Here is a 25,005-nt window from a genome sequence, read left to right as displayed (position 1 = left end):
TCCTTCCTCTTGGGGGGAGGTGGAGTGGGGAGAGCGTGCGAGGGCCGGGCGGCCCCACCGTGTGCGCGTGGGACCGCCCGGCCGTTTGTGGCCCCGGCGTCAGGTGCCGGGACCGGTACGCGGAGCGTCGGCGGGGGCTATTCGAGAAGCTCCGCGTACGAGCCCATGGCCAGGGCGATGTCGGCCTGGGCCCAGAACCGGTGGTACGTGAAGGTGGGCGCGGCGCCGCCCGCCAGGTAGGACTCGATCTTCGACCACGCCGGGTCGTCCTGGTAGAAGGAGCGGATCGACTCGAACGTCGACGACGAGTCGATCGTGTCGCCGTTGGGCATGGTGCCGGTCCAGCCGTTCGGGACGTGGACCGGGTCGTCGAAGCGGTTGTAGTCGGCGCGGGTCTCCGGGACGGCGATGCCGAGCGCGTCCTGGTTGTTCTCCCACATGCCGTCCAGCAGCGCCTTGGCCGTGGACGCGGCCTCCGCGTCGCCCGAGCGGTCGGCGTAGTACGTCAGCGTCCTGGCGTAGGCTCCGGCCACACCCACGTCGTTGGAGTAGTCGGTGACACTGACGCGCAGCCCGCTGTTGGCGCCGGGCGACGACGCGTTCCAGGTGTCGGGCTTGCCCGACCACTGCAGCGTGGCGGGGATCCGGAAGGAGCCGTCGGGGTTGACCGTGGTCTCGGACAGCGCCCAGTCCACCCACTTGTCGAGTACGGACTTGGCGAGCGCGTTGCCGGTCTGCTGGTACAGCTCGGCCACCCGCTCCATCGACCACGCCTGGAAGCCGAACCACTGGTTCGACGGCGGGTCGTGGTAGACCGGCTTCTCGTCGTAGTGCATGCCGTAGAAGGTCGGTGTGCCGGACGGCGGGGTGGCGTACCGGCCTGCCCAGCTGTTGGTCGCGCCGCCCGCGATGGCTCCTTCGTCGGACTGCAGCCAGCGGTAGAACTCCAGCTGCCGCTGCATCGACTTGCCCCAGTCGTCCGCGCCCGTCGCCGACTTCGGCTTCATCGGCGCGTACTCGCTCAGCGCGTACGCGGCGAACGGGTTCTGGTAGCCGCCGTGCGCGTGGCTGGAGCCGATGCGCCAGGCCCAGCCCGCGGAGGAGTCGGTGGCGCCGCCCCAGGCGTAGTACCAGGAGAGCAGGTAGTGCGAGGCGTCCTTGCCGGTGCCGGCCGGGCAGGACGGGCTGGTGCAGTTGCCGATCTTCTTGAAGTACTTGTCGTACATGGCGTAGCGCAGGTAGTCACCCATCTTCGCGGCCTTGGCGACCGTCGCGGAGACCTGGGAGCCCTTGCCCTGGTCCTTCGCCCACAGGTCCGCCCAGTACGCGGCCTGCACGGCACGCGCGTCGGCGTCCGGGGCGTTGGTGAACTTCCACTGCTTGGCGTAGGACGCGTCCTTGGTGAACAGGTCCAGGTAGCCGTTCTTGCCGCCGTACTTGAAGGCGTCGCAGGTGGGCTGCGGGACGGTCTCCCAGACCGACTCCTGCGGGCCGCGCTGGAAGGTGTTGATGTACGACGGTCCGGTGTCCGACGGGCCCGCCTCGCACTTGCCGGGCGAGTTGCCGTAGCCGTACACGTTGTCGACGTCCTGGAGCCAGTGCATGCCGTAGACGTCGTCCGTGCCGTAGGCGGATTTCAGCTCGGACGCGATCGGGTCGGGACCGACCGAGACGTTGGAGTCGAGCTGTGACGGGTACTCGTTGGGGGTGTCGTGCTCGGGTGCGTACGTCGCCGGCTTCGAGGCGTTGTAGAAGGAGCTGGTCGACTGGTCGGCGTGGGTCGGGATCATGTACTTCTCCATGATCTCCCAGGCCTCGTTGAACTTGGACCAGTCACCGGTCACCCTGCCGTACGTCGCCTGGAGCCACAGCAGGTAGCTGTACGCCTCCGAGGTGGTCTCGTGACCGTGGTCAGGCGCCTCGACGATCAGCGTCTCGACCGAGTGGTACGGGATGCCCTCCGGCGAGAAGTAGCCGTTCGCCGGGTCGGTGATCTTCCCGTACAGCTCCAGGAAGCGCGCGTCGTACGTCTTCTGGGCGCCCAGCTGCGTCACCGTGACCGCCGCCTTGGCGTGGCCCGGTGCCGAGGACTCGAAGACCGCCGAGCCACTGCCCGAGGAGTCGGCGGCGATCGTCACCTCCTGCGCGGTGTTCCAGTTCGACGGCGTGAAGGTGAGCGACCCGCCGGCGGAGACCGACAGTCCCGAGTTGCCGCTCGCCCGGCTCGTCGTGACGGTCACGTTCGAGGCCGGCTGCTTGGACAGCTTCACCTCGTACGAGCCCGACTCGCCCTGCTGGACGCCGAGCTGGGACGGCGTGGCCACCACGGCGGGACCCGAGGCGACCGTGATGCCGACCGGGGTCGAGTCGGCGGAGGCGCCCATGCTGTCGTACGCCTTCGCCACCAGCGAATGACTGCCCACGGTCAAACCACCGACGGAGAGCGCGAAGGGCGCGCTGGTGTCGGAGCCCAGCAGCTCGGTGTCGTCGTAGAACTCCACCTTGGTGATGGTGGCCTGGTCGGCCGCCGCCGCGGTGGCGGCGAGCGGGATCGTCTCGCCCTGCGTGTAGACGGCGCCGGCCTCCGGGCTGGTCAGCACGGTGATCGGCGGCTGGTGTGCCCCGACGCAGGGGGTGCCGTTGATGGCGAACGACGTGGGAGCGGCGTTGCTGCCGCTGTAGGTGAACTGGCCGCCGGTCGTGACGGCGGCGCCGGCGGCGATCTTGGCGTTGTACCCGGCGTCCTTCACGGTGACGGTCTTGCCGGACTGCGACCAGCTGCCGTTCCAACCGTTCGAGAGTTTCTGGTTGCCCGCGTAGTCGTACGTCAGGGTCCAGCCGTCGATGGCGTCCGAACCGCGGTTGGTGAGGGTCAGATCCACGGTGAATCCGGAACCCCAGTCGTTCGTCTTGTAGTCGACGCTGCACTGGACGGCCGCCGCCTGAGCGGGAGCCGAGCCGGTCGAGAGCATCGTCAGCGGAAGCGCGAGAGCAGCGGCGACGGCCGTCAGCAACCGCCGTAAGCCTCTGCGTCTCCTGGGTGGGGGATGCATGGTGCTGGTTCCTCCTGCGACTCGGACATGTCAAGCCTTGAACCAGTGGGAGCGCTCCCATAGTGAGGATGGGGTGGGGGGCGGTCAAGCCTTGTGGCGAATCGAAAACATTCGACGGTTGAACTTGCGTGAAAGTCGGTTGACCCTCTGTTCTTTACCGTCACTTGGCGCTAGCTTCATGTGCACCAGTGGGAGCGGTTCCATCAGTCGACGCGTCCGTCACGACGCGTCCGAGCTGCAAGGAGTCGCTCGATGCGCCACCCCCCGCGTTCAGTACTTTTAGCCACCCCCGTGCACGTGTGGAGCACCTGACGCGGGGTCGCTCGTTCCCGTGGGATCCATGTGCCGTCCCTGCCGCCCGGAGACTCCCGGCCGGCACCGCGGGCCTGCCCCCCATCAGGTCCGGACGGCATCCCCACCCGTGAGGCACCAGGCCGCGCGATCGTCTGCGCGCGCCCAAGAAGGACAGCCCCCTACGGATAGGAAACCCGCACGATGAGTCGCACCAGAACCGCGCTTCTCGCCGCCATGGCGCTGGTCGCCGGCGCCACCGGGACGGCGATCGCCGCAGTCCCCGGCGCCGCCGGCGCGGCAGCCGCCGTCCCCTGCACCGTGGACTACAAGGTGCAGAACGACTGGGGCTCCGGCTTCACCGCGTCCGTGACGATCACCAACAACAGCGCCGCCAAGTCGTCGTGGTCGCTGAAGTGGTCCTACGCCGGAAACCAGAAGGTCACCAGCGGCTGGAACGCCAAGGTGAGCCAGTCCGGCGCGAACGTCACCGCCGCCAACGAGTCCTACAACGGCACCCTCGCCACCGGGGGTTCGACCTCCTTCGGCTTCCAGGGCACCTACAGCGGCAGCAACGCCGTCCCCGCCACCTTCACCCTCGACGGCGTGACCTGCAACGTCGACTCCGGCGGCGGCCCCACCGACCCGCCGCCGGACCCGCCCGGCAACCGGGTGAACAACCCCTACGACGGCGCCAAGGTGTACGTGAACCCCGAGTGGTCCGAGAAGGCCGCCGCCGAGCCCGGCGGCAGCCGCATCGCGAACCAGCCCACCGGTGTCTGGCTGGACCGCACCGCCGCCATCAACGGCGTCAACGGCGGCATGGGCCTGCGCGACCACCTCGACGAGGCCCTGCGGCAGAAGGGTTCCGGCGAGCTCGTCATCCAGCTGGTCATCTACAACCTGCCCGGCCGTGACTGCGCCGCCCTCGCCTCCAACGGCGAGCTCGGCCCGACGGAGATCGACAAGTACAAGACGCAGTACATCGACCCGATCAAGGACATCCTCGCCGACTCGAAGTACGCCGACCTGCGGATCGTCACCACGGTCGAGATCGACTCCCTGCCGAACCTGGTCACCAACGTCTCCCCGCGGCCCACCGCCACGCCCAACTGCGACGTGATGAAGGCCAACGGCAACTACGTGAAGGGCGTCGGCTACGCCCTGAACAAGCTCGGCGACGTGCCCAACGTCTACAACTACGTGGACGCCGGTCACCACGGCTGGCTGGGCTGGGACGACAACTTCGGCGCCTCCGCCGACATGTTCAAGCAGGCCGCGACCGCCGAGGGGGCGACCGTCGCCGACGTGCACGGCTTCATCGCCAACACGGCCAACTACAGCGCGCTGAAGGAGGACCACTTCTCCATCGGCGACAACGTGGCCGGCAAGTCGGTGCGCGAGTCGAAGTGGGTCAGCTGGAACCGCTACGTCGACGAGCTGTCGTACGCCCAGGCACTGCGCGACCAGTTGGTCTCGATCGGCTTCGACTCGGGCATCGGCATGCTGATCGACACCTCGCGCAACGGCTGGGGCGGCGCGAACCGGCCCACCGGACCCGGCGCCACGACCAGCGTGGACACCTACGTCGACGGCGGCCGCTACGACCGCCGGTTCAACACGGGCAACTGGTGCAACCAGTCGGGAGCCGGCCTCGGTGAGCGGCCGCAGGCCTCCCCGGAGGCCGGGATCGACGCCTACGTGTGGATGAAGCCCCCGGGTGAGTCCGACGGGGCCAGCGAGGTCATCGACAACGACGAGGGCAAGGGCTTCGACCGGATGTGCGACCCGACGTACACCGGCAACCCGCGCAACGACAACAACATGTCGGGAGCGCTGGACAACGCCCCGATCTCCGGGCACTGGTTCTCCGCCCAGTTCCAGGAGCTGATGAAGAACGCGTACCCGCCGCTGTCGTGACGGGCTGAACCACCGGGGGGGGGGGGGGGGGGGGGCCCGCGCCCCCCCCCCCCCCCCCCCCCCCCCCCCCCCCGGGTCCGCCGCGTCCCCCCACGAGCGCGGCGGCGTGTGCGGCGGCCGGTCAGCCGACCTTGGTCCACTCCTGGCAGCCGTTGGTCTCGAAGTACTCGCCCTTGTTGACCGTCACCCGGCCCTGGCCCTGGAGGTTCGCGTTGGCGATGATCGCGTCGAACTCCCCGGAGGCGTTCTTGGTGCGCGCCCAGTAGCAGTTCTCGATGACGCCGCCCTTGTCGGGCCCGGCGGTCTTGTAGGTGCCGGCCTGCATGTCCTCGCCGACGAGGTACTGGCCGTCGCCCTCGACCGTGGTGGCCGCTCCGGGCTTCTTGGCCGGCTTCGGCGTGACGGTGACCTCCTCGGTGACCGTGACGGCCGGCTCCGGTTCACCGGCCTCGGCGGGCGCGGCCGCGGTCTCGGTGACGGTGACGGCCGGGGCGGGAGCGGCGGAGTCGTCCTTGCCGCCGGACTCCCCGTCGCCGCCGATGCCCGCGCCGATCACGAGGGCGACGAGTGCGGTCGCGCCGTGGGTGAGCCAGGCCTTGCGGCGCGACGGCTTCGGCCCCGTCGGTACGCCCGTCGGAGGCAGCCCGGCACCGGCCGGCGGGACCGGCATCGGCGGTACGGCGCCCCAGCTCGGCGCGTTCCCGGAACCGGCGGGCCCCGGGGTGCTGGGCGGGGTCGAGGGCGGGTGGCTCATCGCGGTGGTCCTCCGGTTCGGCGTCGTGGCGCTTGGTGGTCACAAGGTGCCCGCCGTTCCGGTGATGCGGTGAGGAGATCACTGATAACCCGTATTATCAGGTGGGTTTTCCTCTGGGTTCCGGCCTCGCTGTAGATTGCTGACGTCCGCCCCACCGAAGAGGGGTGGACCGCGAGGCGGGGAAGCCGGCCTCGGTGACCCGGGGGAGAGGGGGGACACGTCCGATGACGACGCACACGACCGCGCGGACGCCCTCCGCCATCCTGCCCGAAACCCCGGCCTGGCGGATCACCTACGCCGAGATCGCCGCCCTCGCCCAGGTCAAGCGCCCGGTCCCCACCACCTGGGCCCGCCGCCACCCCGACTTCCCCGCGCCCGTGACCCACGAGGACGGACGTCCGCTCTTCGACGCCCGCGCCGTCGTCGACTGGCTCGCCTCCACCGGCCGCGGCAACACCGACGCCCGCCGGCTCCGCGCCGAGCTCGCCCTGCACACCCTGGCCGCCTGGCGCACCCCGGCCCTGTCCGCGTCCGTCCTGCTCGGCGCGCTGACCTCCCTGGTCTGCCTGCACCAGCAGCTCGACGCCCCCGTCGCCGACGGCCGCCCCTGGCACACGCTCCTGGAGCGGGCCGCCGACCTCGACCCCGACGACCGCTTCCTCCTCTCCGAGCTGCGGTCCCTGCCCGACCCCGACCGCACCGGCCCGGCCCTCGCCCACCTCGCCGACGAACTGATCGACGCCGCCTACAACCCCGCCGAGGCCTTCGACTGGATCCTCCAGGCCCGCCCCCGCCTCGGCTCCCACGACCCGGCCGCCGACGGGCCCACCCCCGCCGTGGTCCGCGCCCTCGCCTCCCTCTCCGGGGTCGACACCCTCGACGAGGGCGCGGTGATCGCCGTCCCGCACGCCTGCTCCGGTGACCTCCCGGCAGCCCTCCACGACCGTGCCGCCGAGGACTCCGGCCACGTCTACCTCGCCGCCGACCCCGACCCGGCCCGCGTGCGCCTGATCCGCCGGCGGATGCTGGTGCGCGGGGTGTACGAGTTCCGGCTCGACGTCGTCGAGGGCGAGGAACTGACCGCCGACGAGTGGGGCTACCCGCACCTCCTCGTCTGCGCCCTGCCCTACGAGGCCGCCGAGACCCGCGACGCGAAGGCGGTCCTGGACCAGATCGCCGCCCTCACCGACTACCTCGACACCGGAGCCACCGCCGTCGTCCTCGGCCCCGCCGACGTCCTCACCGGCCCCCTCGCCCGGCACGGCGACGCCGACCGCCTGCGCCGTTCCTTCCTCAAGCCCGGTTTACTCAAGGCGGCGATCAGCCTCCCCGACGGCGCCTACGCCTACCGCCCCGGCTACCGCACGGCGGTCTGGATCCTCGCCCGCGTCCCCGAGGAACAGCGCACGGGTCTCGTTCTCCTCGCGGACTACTCCGCCCGGCCGCTGACCGAGCCCGTCCTCGACGCACTCGCCGAGGACATCGCCATCTGGCGTGCCTCGGGATGGACCTCCGACCGGCGCCACGAACCGCGCCACGCCGCCATCGTCCACGGCACCGACCTGGACGGCAGCCCCGGTGCCGCGTTCACCCCGCAGCACCGCACGCCCGCCTCCCGGCACCTGCGGACGGTGGTGGAACGCCCGGCGGTCATCGCGGACCTGGAGCGTCGCCTGGGTGAGCTCCACGAACGTGCGCGGGCCGGCGAGCTCCGGCTGCACGCCCAGGCGGAACTGCGCCCCGAGAACCAGCCGGTCCGCCGTACGACCGTCGGCCGCCTCCTGCGCGCCCGCCGCCTGCGCCGCCGCCCCGGCCACCGCTTCGCCCCCGAACACCTCACCCCCGAGGGCCACTACACGGTCCTCACCCCCGAGGAGATCCTCGGCACCGCCCGCATCGGCGACCGCCGCATCGACCGGGGCATCCTCCTCACGGCCTACGAGCACGCCCAGTTCACCGAGCCCGGGGATCTTGTGGTCACCGCCCACCCGCACTTCGGCGTGTACGTCGACGTGGAGGGCCTCTCGCTGGTCGCGGCCCCGGCCCGCATCCTGCGCGTCCACCCTGACGCGGACCCGCCGGTACGACCCCGGGCGCTGGCCGCGCTGCTGCGCGCGGCGGCGGGGGAGCACGCCCGCACCAGCGGCGCCGTGCGCGCGTCCCGCAGCATCGAGGACCTGGTCGTCCCCGACCTGAGCAGCGCCGAGGCCGACCTGTACGAGGCCGTCCTCGCCGAGATCGAGAGCCGGGCGGCGTTACTGCGCGAACAGACGGCCGTGCTCGACGACCTGACCCGCGTGATGGCGGCCGGCATGACCGACGGCACGCTCACCATCCAGCCACTTCCGCACACCGACACCCACTGAAGGAGACGGCCCACTCGATGGTTGCAAGCAAAGGCAAGCCCGCCGACCAGGCGGAGCTGTTCAGCGCCTCCACCGCCAAGGAGATCCAGGACATCCTCTGGAAGGCGGCCGACAAGCTGCGCGGCTCCATCGACGCCGCGCAGTACAAGGAGTTCGTGCTCGGTCTGATCTTCCTGAAGTACGTCTCGGACGCCTTCGAGGAGCGCCGCACCGAGCTCGCCAAGGAACTTGCCGAGGACGGCATCTCCGAGGACCAGATCGGCGACTTCCTGGAGGACCGCGACGAGTACACCGGCGCCCATGTCTTCTGGGTCCCGGAGACGGCCCGCTGGTCCTGGATCGCCACCCATGCCAAGGCACAGGGCGTCGGCAAGCTCCTGGACGAGGCGATGGACGCGATCATGCGGGAGAACGCCGCCCTCACCGGCGTCCTCCCCAAGATCTTCAACCAGGACCGCGTCGACCAGAAGCGGCTGGGTGAACTCGTCGACCTGATCAGCGACGCGCGCTTCGGTGGCAGCGGAGACAGGCCGGCCCAGGACCTGCTGGGTGAGGTGTACGAGTACTTCCTCGGCAACTTCGCGCGGGCCGAGGGCAAGCGGGGCGGTGAGTTCTACACGCCGAGCTCCGTCGTCCGGCTCATCGTCGAGATCCTGGAGCCGTACGAAGGGCGGGTGTACGACCCGGCGTGCGGCTCGGGCGGCATGTTCGTGCAGGCCGCAAAGTTCGTCGAGGCGCACCGGGGGCGTGGCCACAAGGCCGACATCTCCGTCTACGGCCAGGAACTGAACGAGCGCACCTGGCGCCTTGCAAAGATGAACCTGGCCATCCACGGCATCGACGGCAACCTCGCCTCCCGTTGGGGCGACACCTTCGCCGACGACAAGCACGCGGACCTCAAGGCCGACTTCGTGATGGCCAACCCGCCCTTCAACATCAAGGACTGGGCGAGGGACGAGACCGACCCGAGGTGGAAGTACGGGGTTCCGCCGAAGAACAACGCCAACTATGCGTGGCTCCAGCACATGATCTCCAAGCTGGGGGAGAGGGGCACAGCTGGCATCGTGTTGGCCAACGGCTCGATGAGCTCTCAGTCCAGCGGCGAGGGCGAGATCAGGCAGGCCCTGATCGAGGCCGACCTGGTGGCCTGCATGGTCGCGCTGCCTTCGCAACTTTTCCGGACGACGCAGATCCCGGCGTGCCTGTGGTTCCTGTCTAAGGACAAGTCGCCGCAGGGCGCAAGGCGGTTGGACGATCGGCGGGGCGAGATCCTCTTCATCGACGCCCGGGGGATGGGCGAGATGGCCGACCGCACGGAGCGTGTGTTCGCGGAGGCCGACCTCAAGAGGATCGCCGACGCGTATCACGCTTGGCGGGGTACAGCGTCGGCGCGTGAGACTGGGCTGACGTACGAGGACGTTCCGGGCTTCTGCTACTCGGCGGACCTGGAGAAGGTGCGGGAGCACGGGTACGTGCTGACGCCGGGGCGGTACGTGGGGGCCATTGAGGCGGAGGAAGAGGACGCCGAGGTTGTTGCCGAGCGGATCAGCAAGCTGACGGAGGAGCTGTACGAGCTGTTCAACAAGTCGGCGGAGCTGGAGAAGACGGTGCGGGAGCAGTTGGGGAGGCTTTATGTCTGAGTGGGGCACGGTTCGGCTTGAGGAAATTTCCGCTGACGAGAAAAGTTCCATTTCAAAGCCGTATGGGTCGGCCTATACCAAGAATGACTACGTTGCCAACGGTGTCCCGCTGGTGCGCGGGGTGAACCTTGGGGCGGGTCGATTTCACGATGACGACTTCGTGTTTATTACACAAGCGAAGGCCGACAGCCTTCCTGGGGCAAACCTGGCTCCGGGTGACCTGGTTATCACTCATCGCGGAACTATTGGTCAAGTCTCGATGATCCCACGATCCCCGCGATATGATCGGTATGTACTTTCGACGAGCCAGGTGAAAGCGCGACTGAATCCCAGTAAGGCTGTTCCTGAATTTTACTACTACTGGCTTACTTCCCCATCCGGGCAACGGGAGATCTTGCAGCATGTATCCACTGTTGGGGTGCCCGGTCTGGTTCAGCCGGTAGCAACCGTCAAGTCCTTCAAGGTCCCCCACCCGCCACTTGACGAGCAGCGCGGTGTGGTCGCTCTGCTCGGGGCGCTGGATGACAAGATTGCCGTCAACGAGCGCATCGTGGATACGGCGCAGGGCCTGATGCTGGCGCACCTCGAAGGTGCGACCTCACTGGAGGCTACCGAAGTGCCTCTGTCGGACGTCGCTCTCTTCCATAACAAGAAGAGGGTTCCTCTTTCGTCACGTGAAAGATCCGAAATTCCGGGTCCCTATCCCTACTACGGGGCCGCCGGGGTAGTTGACCATGTCAAGGACTTCCTGTTCAGCGGTCCGCACGTTCTGGTCGGGGAGGACGGCACCGTGGCGACGGACGACGGTCGCCCCGTAGTGCAGTACGTCTGGGGTGATTTCTGGGTCAACAATCATGCTCACGTCCTCACCGGCACGCGGATTTCCACGGAGTTGCTCGCTGTCACGTTGCGGATTCCGAACGTGACCTCTCTCGTGACCGGTGCGGTACAGCCCAAGCTCAACATGCGCAATCTTCAGCAGCTTCGGTTGCGAATCCCCTCCGAAGCGGCTCTCCACCGTCTCGAGGCCTTGGTCGATCCGCTGTGGGAGACCGTGCGATTTCGGCAGGACGAGAACCGCGCTCTCACGGCCCTCCGGGACACCCTCATCCCCCAACTCATGTCCGGCCGCCTCCGCGTCAAGGACGCCGAGAAGATTGTCGAGGACGCCACATGACGACGCCCCACGACGGAAACGAGCCCGACGACAGAACCCACCGTCGCCCCACCGAGGCCGACTGGGAGATCCTCGCTCTCGACGAGCTAGCTGAGTTGGCCTGGCAACCGGCCTCCGGTAACGCGTTCGCGCCCGGCTCCGACCACCGGAAGTCCTGGGACGACCTGATCCTCTACCCGGACCTCCAGGAGGCCATCGAGCGTCTGAACCCGGACCTGCCCCCGGACGCCGTCCACGATGCTGTGGCGACCGCCGCCACCCCCGGCTCCCAGGACACCTACGAGGAGAACCGGGCCGCCCACCGCCACCTCACCACCGGCATACGCTCGGTCACCTACACCGACTCCCACGGCGCCGAGCACAACCCCACCATCCGCCTCCTCGACCTGGACGACCCGGACGCGAACACCTACCGCGCCCTGAACCAGGTCACGGTGATCGACGGCGACAGGAACCGCCGCTTCGACGTCATCCTGTACGTCAACGGCCTGCCCCTCGCCGCCATCGAGCTGAAGCGCGCCGGCGACGAGGACGCGACGCTCCAGACCGCCCACGCCCAGGTGGCACGGTACGTCCAGGAGTTCCCGACCGCCTTCCGCTACAACGCGGTCGTCCTGCTCTCCGACGGCATCACCGCGAAGTACGGCACGCCGTTCACGCCGTACGAGCACTTCGCCCCGTGGAACACGGACGAGTTCGGTGCCCGCGTCGACCCGCTGACCGCCGACGGTTTCTCGGAGTCGGGGCAGAACCTGGCGCTGCACGGCCTGTTCACCCAGTCCCGCTTCCTCGAACTGATCCACTCCTTCATCAACTTCATCCCGTCGAAGCGGATGAAGCGGATCGCGAAGCCGCACCAATACCACGCGGTCACCCGCGCCGCCGACGCCGTCCGCACCGCATCGGCGAGCGACGGCAAGGCCGGCGTCGTCTGGCACACCCAAGGGTCCGGCAAGTCGGAGGAGATGGTCCTCACCACGACCATGGTGATGCGGGACCCGGCCCTGCTGAACCCCACCGTCGTGGTCGTCACCGACCGCACCGACCTCGACGACCAGCTCTACTCGACGTTCCAGGAGAGCGAGATCCTCCCGGAGACGCCCAAGCAGGTCGTCACCCGTGCCGAACTGCGAGAGGAGCTCGCGGCGAAGAGGACGGGAGGGATCCTCTTCACCACGCTCCAGAAGTTCGGCAAGACCAAGGAGGAACGGGAGTCGGGCACCGACCACCCGATGCTCTCCGACCGCCGGAACATCGTCGTGATCGTCGACGAGGCGCACCGCAGCCACTACGACGACCTCAACGGTCTCGCCCGTCACCTGCGCGACGCGCTCCCGCACGCCACGCTGCTCGCCTTCACCGGCACGCCGATCTCGGAGGCCGACCGCAACACCCGCGAGGTGTTCGGCGACTACATCGACGTCTACGACCTCAAGCGGGCCGCCGACGACGGCGCGACCGTGAAGGTCTACCACGAGAGCCGCGTGATCCAGCTCGTCCTGGACCGTGACGTCGACCCGACCACCATCGACGAGGAGGCCGACCGGATCACCGACGGCCTCGACGACACCGAGCGCCGCCGCGTCGAACAGGCCGTGGCGACGATGAACGCCATGTACGGCGCGCCGGCCCGCATACGCGACCTCGCGGCCGACCTGGTGGAGCACTGGGAGGCCCGCCGGGAGCGGATGAAGCCGTTCGTCGGTGCCTCCGAGTCGGGCGGGGCGCCCGGCAAGGCGATGGTGGTGTGCGCGACCCGCGAGATCTGCGTCCGCGTCTACGACGCACTGCGCGAACTGCGCCCCGAGTGGCACAGCGACGAGTTCGAGAAGGGCACGATGAAGATCGTCTTCTCCTCGAACTCCCGCAAGGACTCGGACGCGCTGCTCGCCCACGCCCTGACCGACAGCCGCCGCAAGGCCGTCATCAACCGTGCCAAGGACCCCGACGACGAGCTGGAACTGCTCATCGTCAACAACATGCTGCTGACCGGCTTCGACGCCCCGCCGATCCACACCATGTACCTGGACCGACCGCTCAAGGGCGCCAACCTGATGCAGGCCCTGGCCCGCGTCAACCGTCGCTTCCGCGGCAAGGAGGACGGCCTCCTCGTCGGCTACGCCCCGCTGACGGAGAACCTCCAGCGGGCCATCGCCGAGTACACCGAAGCCGACCAGCGCGACCGCACCCTCGGCCAGGACGTCGAACGCGCGCTGGACGAGCTGCGCAACGAGTACGACATCCTCACCGGCATCCTGCGCGGCTTCGAGTGGGAAACCCTGCTAGACCGCCCCGGCCCCCGTGCCTTCGTCGACGCGGCTCTGAAGACCGCCAACCACCTGCGCGACCCCCGCACAAAGGGCAATGACCCCGACCAGCTCGACGACCCGCGCCAGACCTTGGGCCGCCGCTTCCGCGACCACGCCTACCGGCTGGAGCGCTTCTGGGCGCTGGCGGGCAGCTCGAAGGAGGTGGGGGAGCGGTTCGCGGACACGCCGGCCTGGAAGCGGCACATCCAGTTCTTCGTCGAGGTCCGCGCCTACATGGCCAAGCTGGACGCCATGGAGCGCGAGGCACGCGGTCTCCCGGTGGCCCGCGACGTCGAGCTGTACCTCTCCCAGCTCACGTCGTCCGTCGTGGAGACGGGCGGAGTGACGGACCTGTTCGCCGAGGCCGGACTGGAGACCGCCGACCTCACCCACCTCACCGACGCGCTCGTCGCCCAGCTCCAGCAGAGCGACACCCCGCACCTGGCGGCCGAGGCGCTGCGGCGCCTCGTCGAGCGGAAGATGCGCGAGGTCACCCGGCACAACATCGTCCGGCAGACCACGTTCTCCGAGCGTCTCCAGGACCTGATGGTGCGCTACATGCGCCAGCAGTACACCAGCGCCGAACTCATCGCCAAGCTCGTCGAGATGGCCAAGGACGTCATGGCCGACGCGAACCGGGGGGAGAAGTTCGCTCCGCCCCTGGACTGGCGCGAACTCGCCTTCTACGACGCCGTCGCCGACCACGGCACGGCCCGCTCCCTGATGGGCGACGAGGTCCTGGCGGGCATCGCCCGCGAACTGGTCGCCGAGGTCCGCCGCCAGCTCAAGCCCGACTGGATCGCCCGCGAGTCCGTCCGCGCCCGCCTGCGCAGCACCATCAAGCGCCTCCTGGCCCGCAACAAGTACCCGCCGGACCAGCAGAAGGAGGCCATCGACCTGGTCCTCCGCCAGATGGAGCACTTCGCCAACGAGTGGTCCACCAGCGGAGAGGCCGGCGGCTGAGCTCTCCGCCCACAACCCCTCGCGCCTGAGCGAGGGCTGCTCACCGACTCACCGGAACTTTGAAGACATGCAGGGAGGTAGTCCCTCCCGGAAGGACAGGTTCATTTCATGGCGGGTAAAGAGATCGAAGACCCGGGGTCGTACTTCTCCTCAGTGCTGATCGCTGCGGCGAAACTTCCGGGTGTGCGTATCGACAGGGAGGCGTACCTTCGGAAGGCGTTGTCCCGCCATTGCTCCGAAGAGCAGATCAAAGAAGCGATCAAAGAGACCCCGGCAGCGGCGGGTATCCCCCTCGACATTCTGGAGAAGGCTGCCAACGACTCCATCAAGTACGAGACCGCCAAGGTCAGCGCAGCTTCCGCGGCTGCCGGACTGCCCGGCCTGGTCTTCCTTCCCGTCACGGTCCCCGCCGACCTGGCGCAGTACCTGGGCCACATGCTGCGCACCGCGCAGAAGCTCGCCTACCTCTACAGCTGGCCCGACCTGTTCTCCGGAGACGGCGACGACATGGACGACGCGACCGAGGGAGTGCTCACACTCTTCGTCGGCGTGATGTTCGGTGCCCATTCGGCGAACACCGCTGTCGGGAAGGTCGCGGAGGCGATGTCGAAGCAGGTCGCCAAGAAGCTTCCCCAGAAGGCGCTCACGAAGGGCTTCATCTACCCCCTCGTGAAGAAGGTCGCGGGTCACCTCGGTAAGGAGATGACGAAGCAGACCTTCGCAAGGGCCGTCTCCAAGGCGGTCCCCGTCGTCGGCGCCGTCGTTTCCGGCGGTCTCACGTTCGCGACCTTCCGCCCCATGGCGAAGAAGCTGAAGAACCACCTCGCCGGGCTGGACATGTCGAAACCCGCCCCGCGGGTCGACGACTTCGAGGTCGTGCTGGAGCGCGAGCCCTCCGCCACGGACTACGTCGAACGGTCCGATGGGGACGACGCTGCCTCCAAGTAGGGAACCCTCAGCTGGCGCATCCGGGCCATCGTGAGCCCGGATGCGTCAGCTGCGGCCCAGCCTCAGACGTGCCGTTCCGACAAGGCCAACCCGATGAGGCTTGCCCATGCCTCACGGGAGACGGTGAGTACGGGGCCGGCCTCAGCCTTCGAGTCCCGGACGTGCACAACTGCCGCAGCAGCCGCGACCTCTACGCAATCGCCGCCCTCGGCTCCGCTGTAACTGCTCTTGAACCAGGCGAGGCCGGACGCGGCGGTCGAGGACTCAGCGTTGTTCATAGCGATCCCAGCACCCCTTCGATGAACTTCAGTGACTCTCGCGCAGTGAGAGCCTGTGATCGGATGATCCCATAGCGGGCGGCGGTGAGGGTCGTCTGTTCCGGGTCCGTCTGCAGAGCGCTGGTTCCCTGGGCCTCGGCGTACACGAACTTTTTGCCGTCCTTGCGTGTGACGATCGTGAACGGCCCATCGACGCCAGCACTTTCCTCGCAGGAGAGGGGCATGATCTGGATGACGACGTTCGGTTTCTGGCCCATCAGGAGCAGGTGCTCCAACTGCCCGCGCAGCACGTCTCTTCCCCCGTACGGACGCCGCAACACCGACTCGTCCATCACGAAGCTCAGCAACGGCGCAGGCCAGCGGTCGAAGATCTCTTGCCGAACCAGTCGTGCCGCCACTCGCTGCTCGATGGTCTCCGGGTCCAGGACCGGTCGCCGCATTCCCAGCAGCGCTCTCATGTACTCCTCAGTCTGAAGCAGGCCCTTGACCACGAGGGTGTCGTACGAGACCAGCTCAACGGCCTCCTTCTCCAGCACCGCCATCCCCTGGAAGAACCCCGGATACTGAGCCCGCTCCACCTGCTCCTTCCACAGGCACAGCAACCCGCCCGCCCCCAGCACCTCATCCGCCCGCTCGATCGTCCGGGGCGTCGGAATCCTCCGCCCCTGCTCGAACGACGCGATGGTGGACGCCGAGTACCCGAGCCGCCGGCCGAACTCCTCGCGCTCCAGCCCCTCCCGCACCCGCAGCGTCTTCATGGTCTGCCCGAACGCGACCACGACACCCCGCCCGGCCTCGTCCTCCGGCCGCCGCCCGGCCCCGCCGTCACTCTCCCACCCGTCCCCGAGACTCACGACTGGCGCCGCACCCGCACCGCCGCCGTCGCCCTCGCCGTGCTCACGCTCCCCGGGAACCACCTCGGCCCCGGCCTCCGCACCCGTGCGCTCCGCCATGTCCACCACCGCCTTCTCTCGCTCAACGCCCCCGCAAGGGACGCCGTCACGGCGCGCAGCTCCGACACGCGCGTACAACACGGGTACAGCCGCCCCCTGTCGCTGCGTCACCACTGGTCACGCTACGCGACCGGCGGGACCGTGAGGGGCGTGACGACGAAACCCATCAATCCCACCGACATCACCCAACCCGCCACCCCCTGCACCCCCTTGAAGACGTCCTCGCCACCGGGCCCCGCCTTCGAGATGCGCTTCACCTCCACACCGCGCGGCGCCCGTCTCGCCCGCCGCCTCGTGGCCGTCCGCCTGGACGCGTGGGGCATCCCGTACGGCACCGACCCGCACGACGCGATCGTGCTGATCGTCGCCGAACTCGCCGCGAACGCCGTGAGCCACGGCCACGTCCCCGGCCGGGACTTCCACCTCCGCCTCCACACAACCCCCGACGGCCGCGCCGTACGCGTCGAGGTCACCGACACCCGCACCGAACGCCACCCCCGCCGCCCCGCCCTCCCGGAGAGCGCCGCCGGCGTCGAGGAGAGCGGCCGCGGACTGCTCCTCGTGTCGCAGCTCGCGACCCGCTGGGGCTGGCACCCGCGCCCGGACGGCCCGGGCAAGACCGTCTGGGCGGAGTACGAGCAGGTACGCGCCGCTCTGCGGGAGTGGAACGGCTACGACCCCGGTGTGCGCGAGCAGGCCGCGCTGGACGCCGAATTGGACAGACGGACCGGTGAGGCGAGGGAGCGAACCAACTGATCATCGAGGCGGGTGAACCTGCACTCCCCCCGCCTCGAATGATCACTTCGCTATCGTCAACTGACCTGATAACCACTGTTATCAGGAAGGAGACATCACACCGCTCCCTTCCACGCCTACGGTTCCGTCCGTCGACAGGTGCCCCCAACGGCTCCGCCGCCCCGGCGCCTGTCGGTGCTCGCCCCTTCCACGTCAGTACGGGAATCACGGGAGACACCCCATGGACGACGCGACGACGGATCAGATCCCCGACAGTGCACTGCCCCTGCCCGACCTCGTCGAGGCCCGCCTGGCCGGTGACCGCAAGCTGTCCGCCCCGGCGAAGGCCCTCGTCCGCGAGGCGCTCGGGGACTCCGAGGACGCCGAAGGCGGCCCCCGGCCCTCCGCAGGCCCCGTCTACCTGGGGAACATCGAGGTCACCGGCTTCCGCGGCGTCGGCTCGAAGGCACTGCTCAAGCTGAAGCCCAAGCCCGGCGTCACCCTCGTCGTCGGCCGCAACGGCTCCGGCAAGTCGAGCATCGCCGAGGCGATCGAGACCCTGTTCACCGGCGCCAACGCCCACTGCGCCGGCCGGCACCCGAGCCACGCCGTCCGCTGGCGCAACCTGCACCAGGGCGAACGGACCGTCGTCGAGGCCAGGCTGACCGTCGAGGGCGACCCGTCGCCGAGCACCCTCACCCGCACCTGGACCGGCGACGCCTTCACCGACTCCGAGGCCGTGCTCAGACGGCCGGGCCACGGCACCGTGCCGCTGGAGCAGGCCGGCTGGGAGCAGGCCACCCGCGCCCACCGCCCCTTCCTGTCCTACGCCGACCTGGACAACCTGATCAACGGCAAGCCGTCCGAGATGTACGACAACATCGCCGCGATCCTCGGCCTCGACGCCCTCAACGCCGCCGCGCGACGGCTGACGGCCGCGAAGAAGGAACTCGACGCCGTCGTGAACGCCGAGAAGGAGAAGAAGCCGCTCCTGCACGCGGCCCTGGAGGAGGTCGGACACGACGACCGGGCGCTCAGGGCCCTCATGGCGATGGAGGAGAAGGGCGGGCCCGACCACGCCGTGCTCGACGCGCTGATCGCCGGCGCGCCCACGGCCGACGAGGGCCGGCTGCGGGAGGCACGGCTGGAGGCCGCCGCCGAGACCGAGAGCCCCGACCTGGACCGGGTCGGCGCCGCCGTCGACGCGCTGCGGAGTGCCGTAGCCGACGTCGACGACCTGAAGGGCACCGCGGCCGCCGACGCCCACAGCAGGGCCGAACTGCTCCGGGCGGCGCTCCGCCACAGCGACCGCCACGCCGACGACACGGCCTGCCCGGTCTGCGGCACGGAACAGGTCCTGGACCGGGAGTGGGCCGCGCGCGCCGAGGCCCAGATCGCCGCCCTCCTCCGTGAGGCCGAGGCCGTACGCGAGGCCGAGGCCCGCCTGCGGACCGCGACGCGCGCCCTGCACGACCTGGTCGCCCCGCCCCGGGAGATCCCGGCCGCGCTCGCCGAGCCGTGGAGGGCCTGGGGTGACTGCCGGCGGATCACCGACCCCGCCGAACTCGCCGAGCGCGCGCTGAAGGCGGCGGTGACGCTGACGGACGCGTGCGCGATCGTGGCCGGTGCGGCGCGCGAGGAACTGGCGGCCATGGACGAGCGCTGGCACGCCGTCGTCGGCCTGCTCGCCGAGTGGACGAACCTCTCCCGGGAAGCCGAGGCCGCAGGGCCCCGCCGTACGGAGACCAGCGCCGCCCTCAACTGGATCAAGAAGCTCACGACCGAGATCCGCGACCTGCGCGTCGACACCTTCGCCGGTCACACGCAGCGGATCTGGGAGAAGCTCCGCCGGCAGAGCAGCGTCGACCTGACCCGCGTGGGCCTGCACGGCAGCGAGAGGGCGGCCGTCCGCAAGCTGCTCATGGACGTCACCGTCGACGACACCGAGGCGGCTTCCGCCCTCGGCGTCATGAGCCAGGGCGAACTGCACTCCCTCGCCCTCTCCCTGTTCCTGCCCCGCACCGCCACCGCCGACAGCCCCTTCGGCTTCGTCGTCATCGACGACCCCGTGCAGTCCATGGACCCGGCGAAGGTCGACGGCCTGGCCCAGGTGCTCGACGAACTCGGCCGCGACCGGCAGGTCGTCGTCTTCACCCACGACACCCGGCTCCCGCACGCCTTCCGCAGCCAGGGCCTGCCGGTGACCGTGCTGAAGGTGGAGCGCCGGGAGAAGTCCAAGGTGCACGTCACCTGCGACACCGACCCGGTCAAGGAGGCCGTCGACAACGCCATGGCCCTCGCCCACACCGAGAACTGCTCCGAGACGGCCCTGCGCCACGTCCTGCCGTCCCTGTGCCGCGAGGCCCTGGCGACGGCGCTCGTCGAGGCGGCCTGGCTCCGCCGCAACCGCACCGGCCTCCCCGCCGAACACCTCCAGTCCGCCATCGACACGACCGAACGGCTCCTCCCGCTCGCGTCGTTCGCCCTCTTCGACGACGGCCTCGTCCACCCCGACGAGGACGTCAAGGACACGCTCCGCTCCTTGTACGGCCGTGAGAGCACGGTCCTGATCCACCAGTGCCAGCAGGGTGCTCACCCCGGCGGATTCCTCCCGCAGGACCCGATCGCCTTCGTCAGGAAGGTCGAGGACCTCGCCGACAGGATCCGCACCCCGGAGGTGAACGCCTGATGCCCGCTGCCCCCACCATCGCCGCACTCCTCGCGACCGCCAACGACCTCCTCGCCGAAAGCCCGGACGGCGCCGGCCCGCTGACCCCGGCGGGTCGTGCCCGAGGCGCGGCCTACGCCCTCCGCATCGCCCTGGAAGCAGCCGTCGACGCGGCCCTCGCGGCCGAGGAGACCGGACTCGGCGGACTCCGCAGCATGCGCGCGAAACTGCTCTGCCTGCACCACTACGCCGGCCCCGCCCGGGCCTGCCGCGCCCATGCCCTCTGGAACCGCCTCAGCGGGGCCTGCAAGTACCACCACGACGAACTCGGCCCGACCCACGCCCAGGTACGCACCTGGCGGGCAGCCGTCGGATCCCTCGTCATGGAACTCGCCGTGTCCGGAGCGCCCGTGGAGTTCCCGCGGCAGAAGGACGGCGGGATCCCGCTCCCCGAAGAGGCGCCGGCGTGCTGAGCGGACGCGCATACCACGGGAACGGTGACCACCAGGCCTGACCTGCTGACACCTCGTACGACGTGATAGTCCTGTGAAGGGGATCGGGCGCGATGCGCCCGACGCGGTCCAGGGACCGTGAGGGAGGGAACCATGAGCGTGCCCGCGCACGCGGAAGTCATCGCCTTCGAGCAGACGAAGGTGGACTTCGCCTACGACTGCTACGAGGCCCGGCTGGCCCGGATGAACGGCGAGTCCGTCGCCAAGGCGTCGGCCACCGGGAAGGACGGCATCGCCAACCGGCAGAAGGCCGACGAACAGGCCGAGGCCTACGGAGGGCTGGGCGGAGAGAACCTGGTCATCGGCCGGGTGGACGCCAGTGACCCGGCCGAGGGGACCGAGACCCGGTACGTCGGACGGCGAGGCGTCTGGGACGACGACCACAACCAGGTGGTGATGAACTGGACCAGCGACCTCGCGAAGAAGTGGTTCGACGCGTCGCCGGAATCCCCGGGGGAGGTGGTGCTGCGACGACGCCTCATCTGCTCCCAGCGGACCGTCGACGACTACACCGACGACATCGCGCCGGCCGTCCCTTCCAGGCCCGCTCCGGGCAGCGCCGTGCCCCGGCCGCGCACCGCGCCGGAGACGGCCGGGCAGCCGTCGCCCCCTCGACGGCCGGCGGCCCAGGGCGAGAAAGCCGGACAGGACACCCCGGGACGCCCGGTCCTCACCCCCGGCGACATCGCCCGCATCCAGCGCCGCAAGCCCCAGCAGCCCGACGACTTCCTCCTGCGCGACCTGCAGCGCTCGCGCAGCGGACGCATGCGGGACATCGTCGAGACCATCCGGCGCGACCAGATGGCCCTCGTCACCGGGACACCCTCCGAGATCCTGGTCGTCCAGGGCGGCCCGGGAACCGGAAAGTCCGCGGTCGGCCTGCACCGTGTGACGTGGCTGGTGAACAACGACCACTTCAAGGCGCGGGACATCCTGGTCATCGGCCCCCACCAGCGCTTCCTCGACTACGTCGGCCAGGTCCTGCCCACCCTCGGCACCCGCGACGTCAACGCCGTGCAGCTCTCACGCCTGTGGGACGGTGACATCCGGGGCACCGACAGCGCCCGTACCCGGCTGGTGAAGTCCGACGAGCGCATGGCCGCCGTACTGCGGCGGCGCGTCGAGGGCGAGTACCGCCCGGCGGCCCTGGACGACCTCGTCACAGCGCCCTCCTACGAGGGGGACGAACCCGCGTTCGTCGTCACCGTGGGCAGTACGACCCTGCGTGTGGCCCGCCCGGAGATCCTCGCCGCCCTGGACGCGGTGCAGCCGGGCGGCGGCTCCTACCGCGAACGCCGTGACCGGTTCCGCGGCCTGCTCGTCGACCTTCTGCTGCGTGAACTCGTCGCGGTCGCCCCGCGCCGCAGCGGAGACCCCACGATCCGCCGTGACCTGGAGCGCAACCGGCAGGTCGAGCGCCTCGTCGAACGCGTCTGGCCGTCCCCGGGCCCGGCGGAGGCCCTCCGCACCCTCTACGACTCACCCCCACTGCTCCGGGCCTGCGCCGAGGGCATCCTCGACGAGGCCGAGCAGGAGGCCCTGCACCGCCCCCGCACGGCAAGGGCCGACGAGGAACCGTGGACGCTGGACGACCGGGTCTGCCTCGAGGAACTCCGCCACCTCATCACCGGTGAGACCCCGCGCCACTACGGGCACGTCATCGTCGACGAGGCCCAGGACCTCACGCCCATGCAGGCTCGTTCGCTGCGCCGCCGTCTCGCGGTCAACGGTTCCATGACCGTGCTCGGCGACCTGGCCCAGGCCACCGGCCCCCACACCTACGCCGACTGGGACCGCCTCGGCACGCTGCTGTCCGACCACGGGGACTGCACGCTGGCCGAGTTGAACACCAGCTACCGCGTGCCGGCCGAGATCATGGATTTCGCCGCCCCGCTCGCTCGTGTGATCGCGCCCGCGCTGCCCTACCCCCGAGCCGTGCGCGACGCCGGGGACGACGCCGTCCGCGTGGTGGAAACCGAGCCGGACGCGCTCGTCACCGAGACGACGACGCACGTACGCCGCCTGATCGGCACCACCGACGGTCGCAGCCTGCGCTCCGTGGCGGTCATCGTCCCCGACGACTCCGTCTGGGCCGCCGAGATCGACCACCGGCTGGCCGAGGCGGACGGCATCACCGCCGAGGAACGCCAAGCAGTCTCCGTACTCCCTGCGTCGCAGGCCAAGGGGATGGAGTTCGACCATGTCCTCGTCGTCGAACCGTCCGCCGTCGCCGGCCGGGAACCGGCCGGTCTGCGCCTGCTCTACATCGCCCTGACCCGTAGCACCCAGAGCCTGACGATCCTGCACTCCGCTCCTCTTCCATCGGCGCTGACGGGTACCGACGACCACCGGCCGGCCGAGAGCGGGCCCCGCCCCGGCACGGAGACGGCAGGGGAGGACATCCCGCACGTCGGAACCGACCTGCGTGTGCGGGTGGTCTCCCTCAGAGGCGGCATGTACCGGGTCGAACCCGTCGACGTCACCGTGGACCGCCCGCTCTTCCTGGCCGTACGGGACGGCGCCGCGCCGCCCGCCGTTGGAACGGAGTTGGACACGTGGGTCCTGCGCCACTCCGCGAACGCCACGTTCGTCACGACGGACGATTCCGGCCGCCGCGCCGTCTCGCCCACCATGCTGGAGCGCTACCTCGACGCGGTGGCGGTCGTTGACGAACTGACGGCGGGTGGGGTCCCGGACGACGTCCGCTCCCGCCTCTCGGAGCTCAAGGGCATGGCCAACCGCTGCGTCAAACTCAACCAGCCCGACTGGCTGGACGTGTGGCGTGTCCTCGGTCGTCCCGACAAGCCGGGGCTGAACCGGTTGCTGAACCTCTGCGTGAGCACCAACCACGCGCTGAAGTCGGGCACCTTCACGCCCGAGGCGTTCCGGTCGGAGCTGGCGAAGAGCGGCTGGTCGGAGGCGCTCGCCACAGCGCGGGAGACCCTGCGGCAGCGGCTCGCCGCCGCCGAGGAAGCGGACCCCCGGCACGAGCCCGAGCCGCAGAGCCCCACCGACACCCCCGAACCCCCCGAGCAGCCCCGGCAGAACGCGCCGAAGGAGTCCGGCACCATGACCACCACCACCTCGCGGACAGCCGATCCGGCCACGGCCCTGCTCCAGCACCTGGAAGCGGCTGTCGCCACCGACCGCACCTGCAAGACGCACGAAGCCGTGCGGTTCGAACTGATGGCGGCGCTCCTGCGCGCGGACCGACAGCCCGAGAACTCCGCGGTCGTCGACGTCAGCTGCGTCACCGACACGGGTCTGAACCTCTACGAGGTCCTCGGCGCCGGCCGGACGTCCCACTCCGACCTCCGCGCGGGGGCGGCCCGGCTTCTGGAAGTCGACCACGCCCTGCCGAGCAAGGCCGACCGTCTCTACCTCGTCCTCTCCGAACCGCCTGCCGAGCCGTGGTCCGCCGGCTCCATCCGTGACGTCTTCACGGTCGAGGTCATCTGGCGCACCACTGACGGCTGGGAGGGCGGCGAAGCCGGTACGGCCCTGGGGACGGGCTGAGGAGGGTGTCGGCCGGCCCTCAGTGGACCACCACGGGCGGGGCGAGCGGGGTGATCTCCCTGTCGAAGAAGGCGTGGAAGTCGTCCCCCCGCTCGTACAGCGCGTCGAAGTCGGCCGACGTCTCCCGGATCAGCGCCCGGTCGGTGAAGCGGTTCGCTCCCGCCGCGTTCCCGTCCTCGTCGTAGAGCACCTCGTACAGGGCGGCGTCCCCGAGGATCACCACTTCGGGAACCGGACGGCTCTGCTCGATGTCCGTGATGTCGCGGGCGTCGAGCACCCTGATGTGGTCGCCCAGTTCCACGCGCAGGCGCAGGACGAAGAGCTCCCATTGCACGTACGGGGTCACCGGGAACTCCACGACGCGAAGGCGGCGCTCAAGAATTCCCAGCCGTGCGGCGGTGCGGAACTGCCGGGCGTAGACGTCGCGTTTCTCCTCGATGAGGGATAAGGCGCGGTCCCATTCCCCGGCGGCGAAGGCCTCCCAGCTGGTGAACCCGCGTTCCTTGAAATTCTGCCCCCGTTCGAGCTTGTTCAGGTGGCGAATTCCGCTCTCGTAGACGCGACGGAAGTCCGCATGGTATGCGGGGCGGTCCATGCGTTCCGAAGTTCCGTGCGGGAAGGAGTCAAACATTCGGGATGTCCGGTTTCGCTGCGATCAACATGTTCCTGGGGACGACCACGATCCGTTCGTCCGCTCCGACGGAGACCCCGGCAGGCAGTTTCCCGCCGAGCGGTTCCGTGAGGTCACGGCCTATGACGGCGATGTCGCCGTTCTCGAGCTCCCAGATGTCGGGGCAGTCGGGGTTGTCGGTCGTGTGCCCCAGTTCCTGCGGCGATTTCCCCAGGCGCCGCTTGAATGTCGTGGCGGGATCCGCTTCCCATGGCCTGCTCATGGCCATCGCCCCCTCGGATGGATCGGATT

General features: G+C 69.7%; 16 protein-coding genes. 10 read left to right on the top strand and 6 right to left on the bottom strand.

Translation table 11 applies throughout. The annotated features are described in order from the left end of the window. Positions 1-137: 137 nt before the first annotated feature. Positions 138-3,053 (bottom strand): glycoside hydrolase family 48 protein, encoded by a 2,916-nt coding sequence (locus ACIA6T_RS17235; protein WP_399447308.1) that lies wholly within the window; start codon positions 3,051-3,053, stop codon positions 138-140. Between the two features lie 495 nt (positions 3,054-3,548). Here ACIA6T_RS17235 and ACIA6T_RS17230 point away from each other — a divergent pair, with 495 nt between their 5' ends. Beyond that, the gene (locus ACIA6T_RS17230) at positions 3,549-5,264 is read left to right on the top strand and encodes a glycoside hydrolase family 6 protein (RefSeq protein ID WP_399447307.1); all 1,716 of its coding nucleotides are present in this window, start codon (positions 3,549-3,551) and stop codon (positions 5,262-5,264) included. A gap of 121 nt (positions 5,265-5,385) precedes the next feature. Here ACIA6T_RS17230 and ACIA6T_RS17225 read toward each other — a convergent pair whose 3' ends face one another. Beyond that, the gene (locus ACIA6T_RS17225) at positions 5,386-6,018 is read right to left on the bottom strand and encodes a hypothetical protein (RefSeq protein ID WP_399447306.1); all 633 of its coding nucleotides are present in this window, start codon (positions 6,016-6,018) and stop codon (positions 5,386-5,388) included. A 224-nt stretch (positions 6,019-6,242) separates the two neighbouring features. Here ACIA6T_RS17225 and ACIA6T_RS17220 point away from each other — a divergent pair, with 224 nt between their 5' ends. From ACIA6T_RS17220 to ACIA6T_RS17200, 5 genes are all read left to right on the top strand, one after another. Further along, positions 6,243-8,384 (top strand): hypothetical protein, encoded by a 2,142-nt coding sequence (locus tag ACIA6T_RS17220; RefSeq protein WP_399447305.1) that lies wholly within the window; start codon positions 6,243-6,245, stop codon positions 8,382-8,384. Positions 8,385-8,401: 17 nt separating this feature from the next. Next, positions 8,402-10,024: a type I restriction-modification system subunit M gene (locus ACIA6T_RS17215; protein ID WP_399447304.1), complete on the top strand. Its 1,623-nt coding sequence runs from the start codon at positions 8,402-8,404 to the stop codon at positions 10,022-10,024. Further along, positions 10,017-11,201 carry a restriction endonuclease subunit S gene (locus tag ACIA6T_RS17210; RefSeq protein WP_399447303.1) on the top strand — a complete coding sequence of 395 codons (1,185 nt, stop codon included), beginning with the start codon at positions 10,017-10,019 and terminating at the stop codon, positions 11,199-11,201. Before ACIA6T_RS17215 ends, ACIA6T_RS17210 begins: the two co-directional genes overlap by 8 nt. After that, on the top strand, positions 11,198-14,473 hold the full coding sequence (locus ACIA6T_RS17205; protein WP_399447302.1) for a type I restriction endonuclease subunit R: 3,276 nt from the start codon (positions 11,198-11,200) through the stop codon (positions 14,471-14,473). The genes ACIA6T_RS17210 and ACIA6T_RS17205 overlap by 4 nt, the downstream gene beginning before the upstream one ends. Before the next feature lie 108 nt (positions 14,474-14,581). Continuing rightward, positions 14,582-15,421 carry a hypothetical protein gene (locus ACIA6T_RS17200; RefSeq protein ID WP_399447301.1) on the top strand — a complete coding sequence of 280 codons (840 nt, stop codon included), beginning with the start codon at positions 14,582-14,584 and terminating at the stop codon, positions 15,419-15,421. Between the two features lie 62 nt (positions 15,422-15,483). Here the strand turns inward: ACIA6T_RS17200 and ACIA6T_RS17195 are convergent, their stop codons facing one another. Both ACIA6T_RS17195 and ACIA6T_RS17190 read right to left on the bottom strand, forming a co-directional pair. Beyond that, positions 15,484-15,699, bottom strand: a complete 216-nt coding sequence (locus ACIA6T_RS17195) for a DUF397 domain-containing protein (RefSeq protein ID WP_399447300.1) — start codon at positions 15,697-15,699, stop codon at positions 15,484-15,486. Next, positions 15,696-16,652 carry a helix-turn-helix domain-containing protein gene (locus ACIA6T_RS17190; RefSeq protein WP_399447299.1) on the bottom strand — a complete coding sequence of 319 codons (957 nt, stop codon included), beginning with the start codon at positions 16,650-16,652 and terminating at the stop codon, positions 15,696-15,698. The genes ACIA6T_RS17195 and ACIA6T_RS17190 overlap by 4 nt, the downstream gene beginning before the upstream one ends. 246 nt (positions 16,653-16,898) lie before the next feature. Between ACIA6T_RS17190 and ACIA6T_RS17185 the strand changes: the two genes are divergently transcribed. From ACIA6T_RS17185 to ACIA6T_RS17170, 4 genes are all read left to right on the top strand, one after another. After that, complete coding sequence (locus ACIA6T_RS17185; RefSeq protein ID WP_399447478.1) at positions 16,899-17,408, top strand: ATP-binding protein; 510 nt, start codon at positions 16,899-16,901, stop codon at positions 17,406-17,408. A gap of 220 nt (positions 17,409-17,628) precedes the next feature. Then, the gene (locus ACIA6T_RS17180; protein WP_399447298.1) at positions 17,629-20,076 is read left to right on the top strand and encodes an AAA family ATPase; all 2,448 of its coding nucleotides are present in this window, start codon (positions 17,629-17,631) and stop codon (positions 20,074-20,076) included. After that, on the top strand, positions 20,076-20,528 hold the full coding sequence (locus ACIA6T_RS17175) for a hypothetical protein (RefSeq protein ID WP_399447297.1): 453 nt from the start codon (positions 20,076-20,078) through the stop codon (positions 20,526-20,528). The genes ACIA6T_RS17180 and ACIA6T_RS17175 overlap by 1 nt, the downstream gene beginning before the upstream one ends. Before the next feature lie 132 nt (positions 20,529-20,660). Beyond that, positions 20,661-24,083 carry an ATP-binding domain-containing protein gene (locus ACIA6T_RS17170; RefSeq protein ID WP_399447296.1) on the top strand — a complete coding sequence of 1,141 codons (3,423 nt, stop codon included), beginning with the start codon at positions 20,661-20,663 and terminating at the stop codon, positions 24,081-24,083. 19 nt (positions 24,084-24,102) lie between these two features. Here ACIA6T_RS17170 and ACIA6T_RS17165 read toward each other — a convergent pair whose 3' ends face one another. Next, positions 24,103-24,714 carry a DUF6879 family protein gene (locus ACIA6T_RS17165; protein WP_399447295.1) on the bottom strand — a complete coding sequence of 204 codons (612 nt, stop codon included), beginning with the start codon at positions 24,712-24,714 and terminating at the stop codon, positions 24,103-24,105. Beyond that, positions 24,707-24,976, bottom strand: a complete 270-nt coding sequence (locus tag ACIA6T_RS17160; protein WP_030826280.1) for a hypothetical protein — start codon at positions 24,974-24,976, stop codon at positions 24,707-24,709. The genes ACIA6T_RS17165 and ACIA6T_RS17160 overlap by 8 nt, the downstream gene beginning before the upstream one ends. Positions 24,977-25,005: the final 29 nt, after the last annotated feature.

The organism is Streptomyces sp. NPDC051740, from assembly GCF_044453165.1.
Classification (GTDB): Bacteria; Actinomycetota; Actinomycetes; order Streptomycetales; family Streptomycetaceae; genus Streptomyces; species Streptomyces atrovirens.
The sequence above is the reverse complement of the archived record's forward strand: the minus strand, read 5'-3'. Positions and strand labels throughout refer to the sequence as shown.

What these genes read in the sequence shown, in the direction of transcription:
- ACIA6T_RS17235 (WP_399447308.1), bottom strand. Translation starts at nt 3,053, where the DNA reads ATGCATCCCCCACCCAGGAGACGCAGAGGCTTACGGCGGTTGCTGACG.
- ACIA6T_RS17230 (WP_399447307.1), top strand. Translation starts at nt 3,549, where the DNA reads ATGAGTCGCACCAGAACCGCGCTTCTCGCCGCCATGGCGCTGGTCGCC.
- ACIA6T_RS17225 (WP_399447306.1), bottom strand. Translation starts at nt 6,018, where the DNA reads ATGAGCCACCCGCCCTCGACCCCGCCCAGCACCCCGGGGCCCGCCGGT.
- ACIA6T_RS17220 (WP_399447305.1), top strand. Translation starts at nt 6,243, where the DNA reads ATGACGACGCACACGACCGCGCGGACGCCCTCCGCCATCCTGCCCGAA.
- ACIA6T_RS17215 (WP_399447304.1), top strand. Translation starts at nt 8,402, where the DNA reads ATGGTTGCAAGCAAAGGCAAGCCCGCCGACCAGGCGGAGCTGTTCAGC.
- ACIA6T_RS17210 (WP_399447303.1), top strand. Translation starts at nt 10,017, where the DNA reads ATGTCTGAGTGGGGCACGGTTCGGCTTGAGGAAATTTCCGCTGACGAG.
- ACIA6T_RS17205 (WP_399447302.1), top strand. Translation starts at nt 11,198, where the DNA reads ATGACGACGCCCCACGACGGAAACGAGCCCGACGACAGAACCCACCGT.
- ACIA6T_RS17200 (WP_399447301.1), top strand. Translation starts at nt 14,582, where the DNA reads ATGGCGGGTAAAGAGATCGAAGACCCGGGGTCGTACTTCTCCTCAGTG.
- ACIA6T_RS17195 (WP_399447300.1), bottom strand. Translation starts at nt 15,699, where the DNA reads ATGAACAACGCTGAGTCCTCGACCGCCGCGTCCGGCCTCGCCTGGTTC.
- ACIA6T_RS17190 (WP_399447299.1), bottom strand. Translation starts at nt 16,652, where the DNA reads ATGGCGGAGCGCACGGGTGCGGAGGCCGGGGCCGAGGTGGTTCCCGGG.
- ACIA6T_RS17185 (WP_399447478.1), top strand. Translation starts at nt 16,899, where the DNA reads ATGCGCTTCACCTCCACACCGCGCGGCGCCCGTCTCGCCCGCCGCCTC.
- ACIA6T_RS17180 (WP_399447298.1), top strand. Translation starts at nt 17,629, where the DNA reads ATGGACGACGCGACGACGGATCAGATCCCCGACAGTGCACTGCCCCTG.
- ACIA6T_RS17175 (WP_399447297.1), top strand. Translation starts at nt 20,076, where the DNA reads ATGCCCGCTGCCCCCACCATCGCCGCACTCCTCGCGACCGCCAACGAC.
- ACIA6T_RS17170 (WP_399447296.1), top strand. Translation starts at nt 20,661, where the DNA reads ATGAGCGTGCCCGCGCACGCGGAAGTCATCGCCTTCGAGCAGACGAAG.
- ACIA6T_RS17165 (WP_399447295.1), bottom strand. Translation starts at nt 24,714, where the DNA reads ATGTTTGACTCCTTCCCGCACGGAACTTCGGAACGCATGGACCGCCCC.
- ACIA6T_RS17160 (WP_030826280.1), bottom strand. Translation starts at nt 24,976, where the DNA reads ATGAGCAGGCCATGGGAAGCGGATCCCGCCACGACATTCAAGCGGCGC.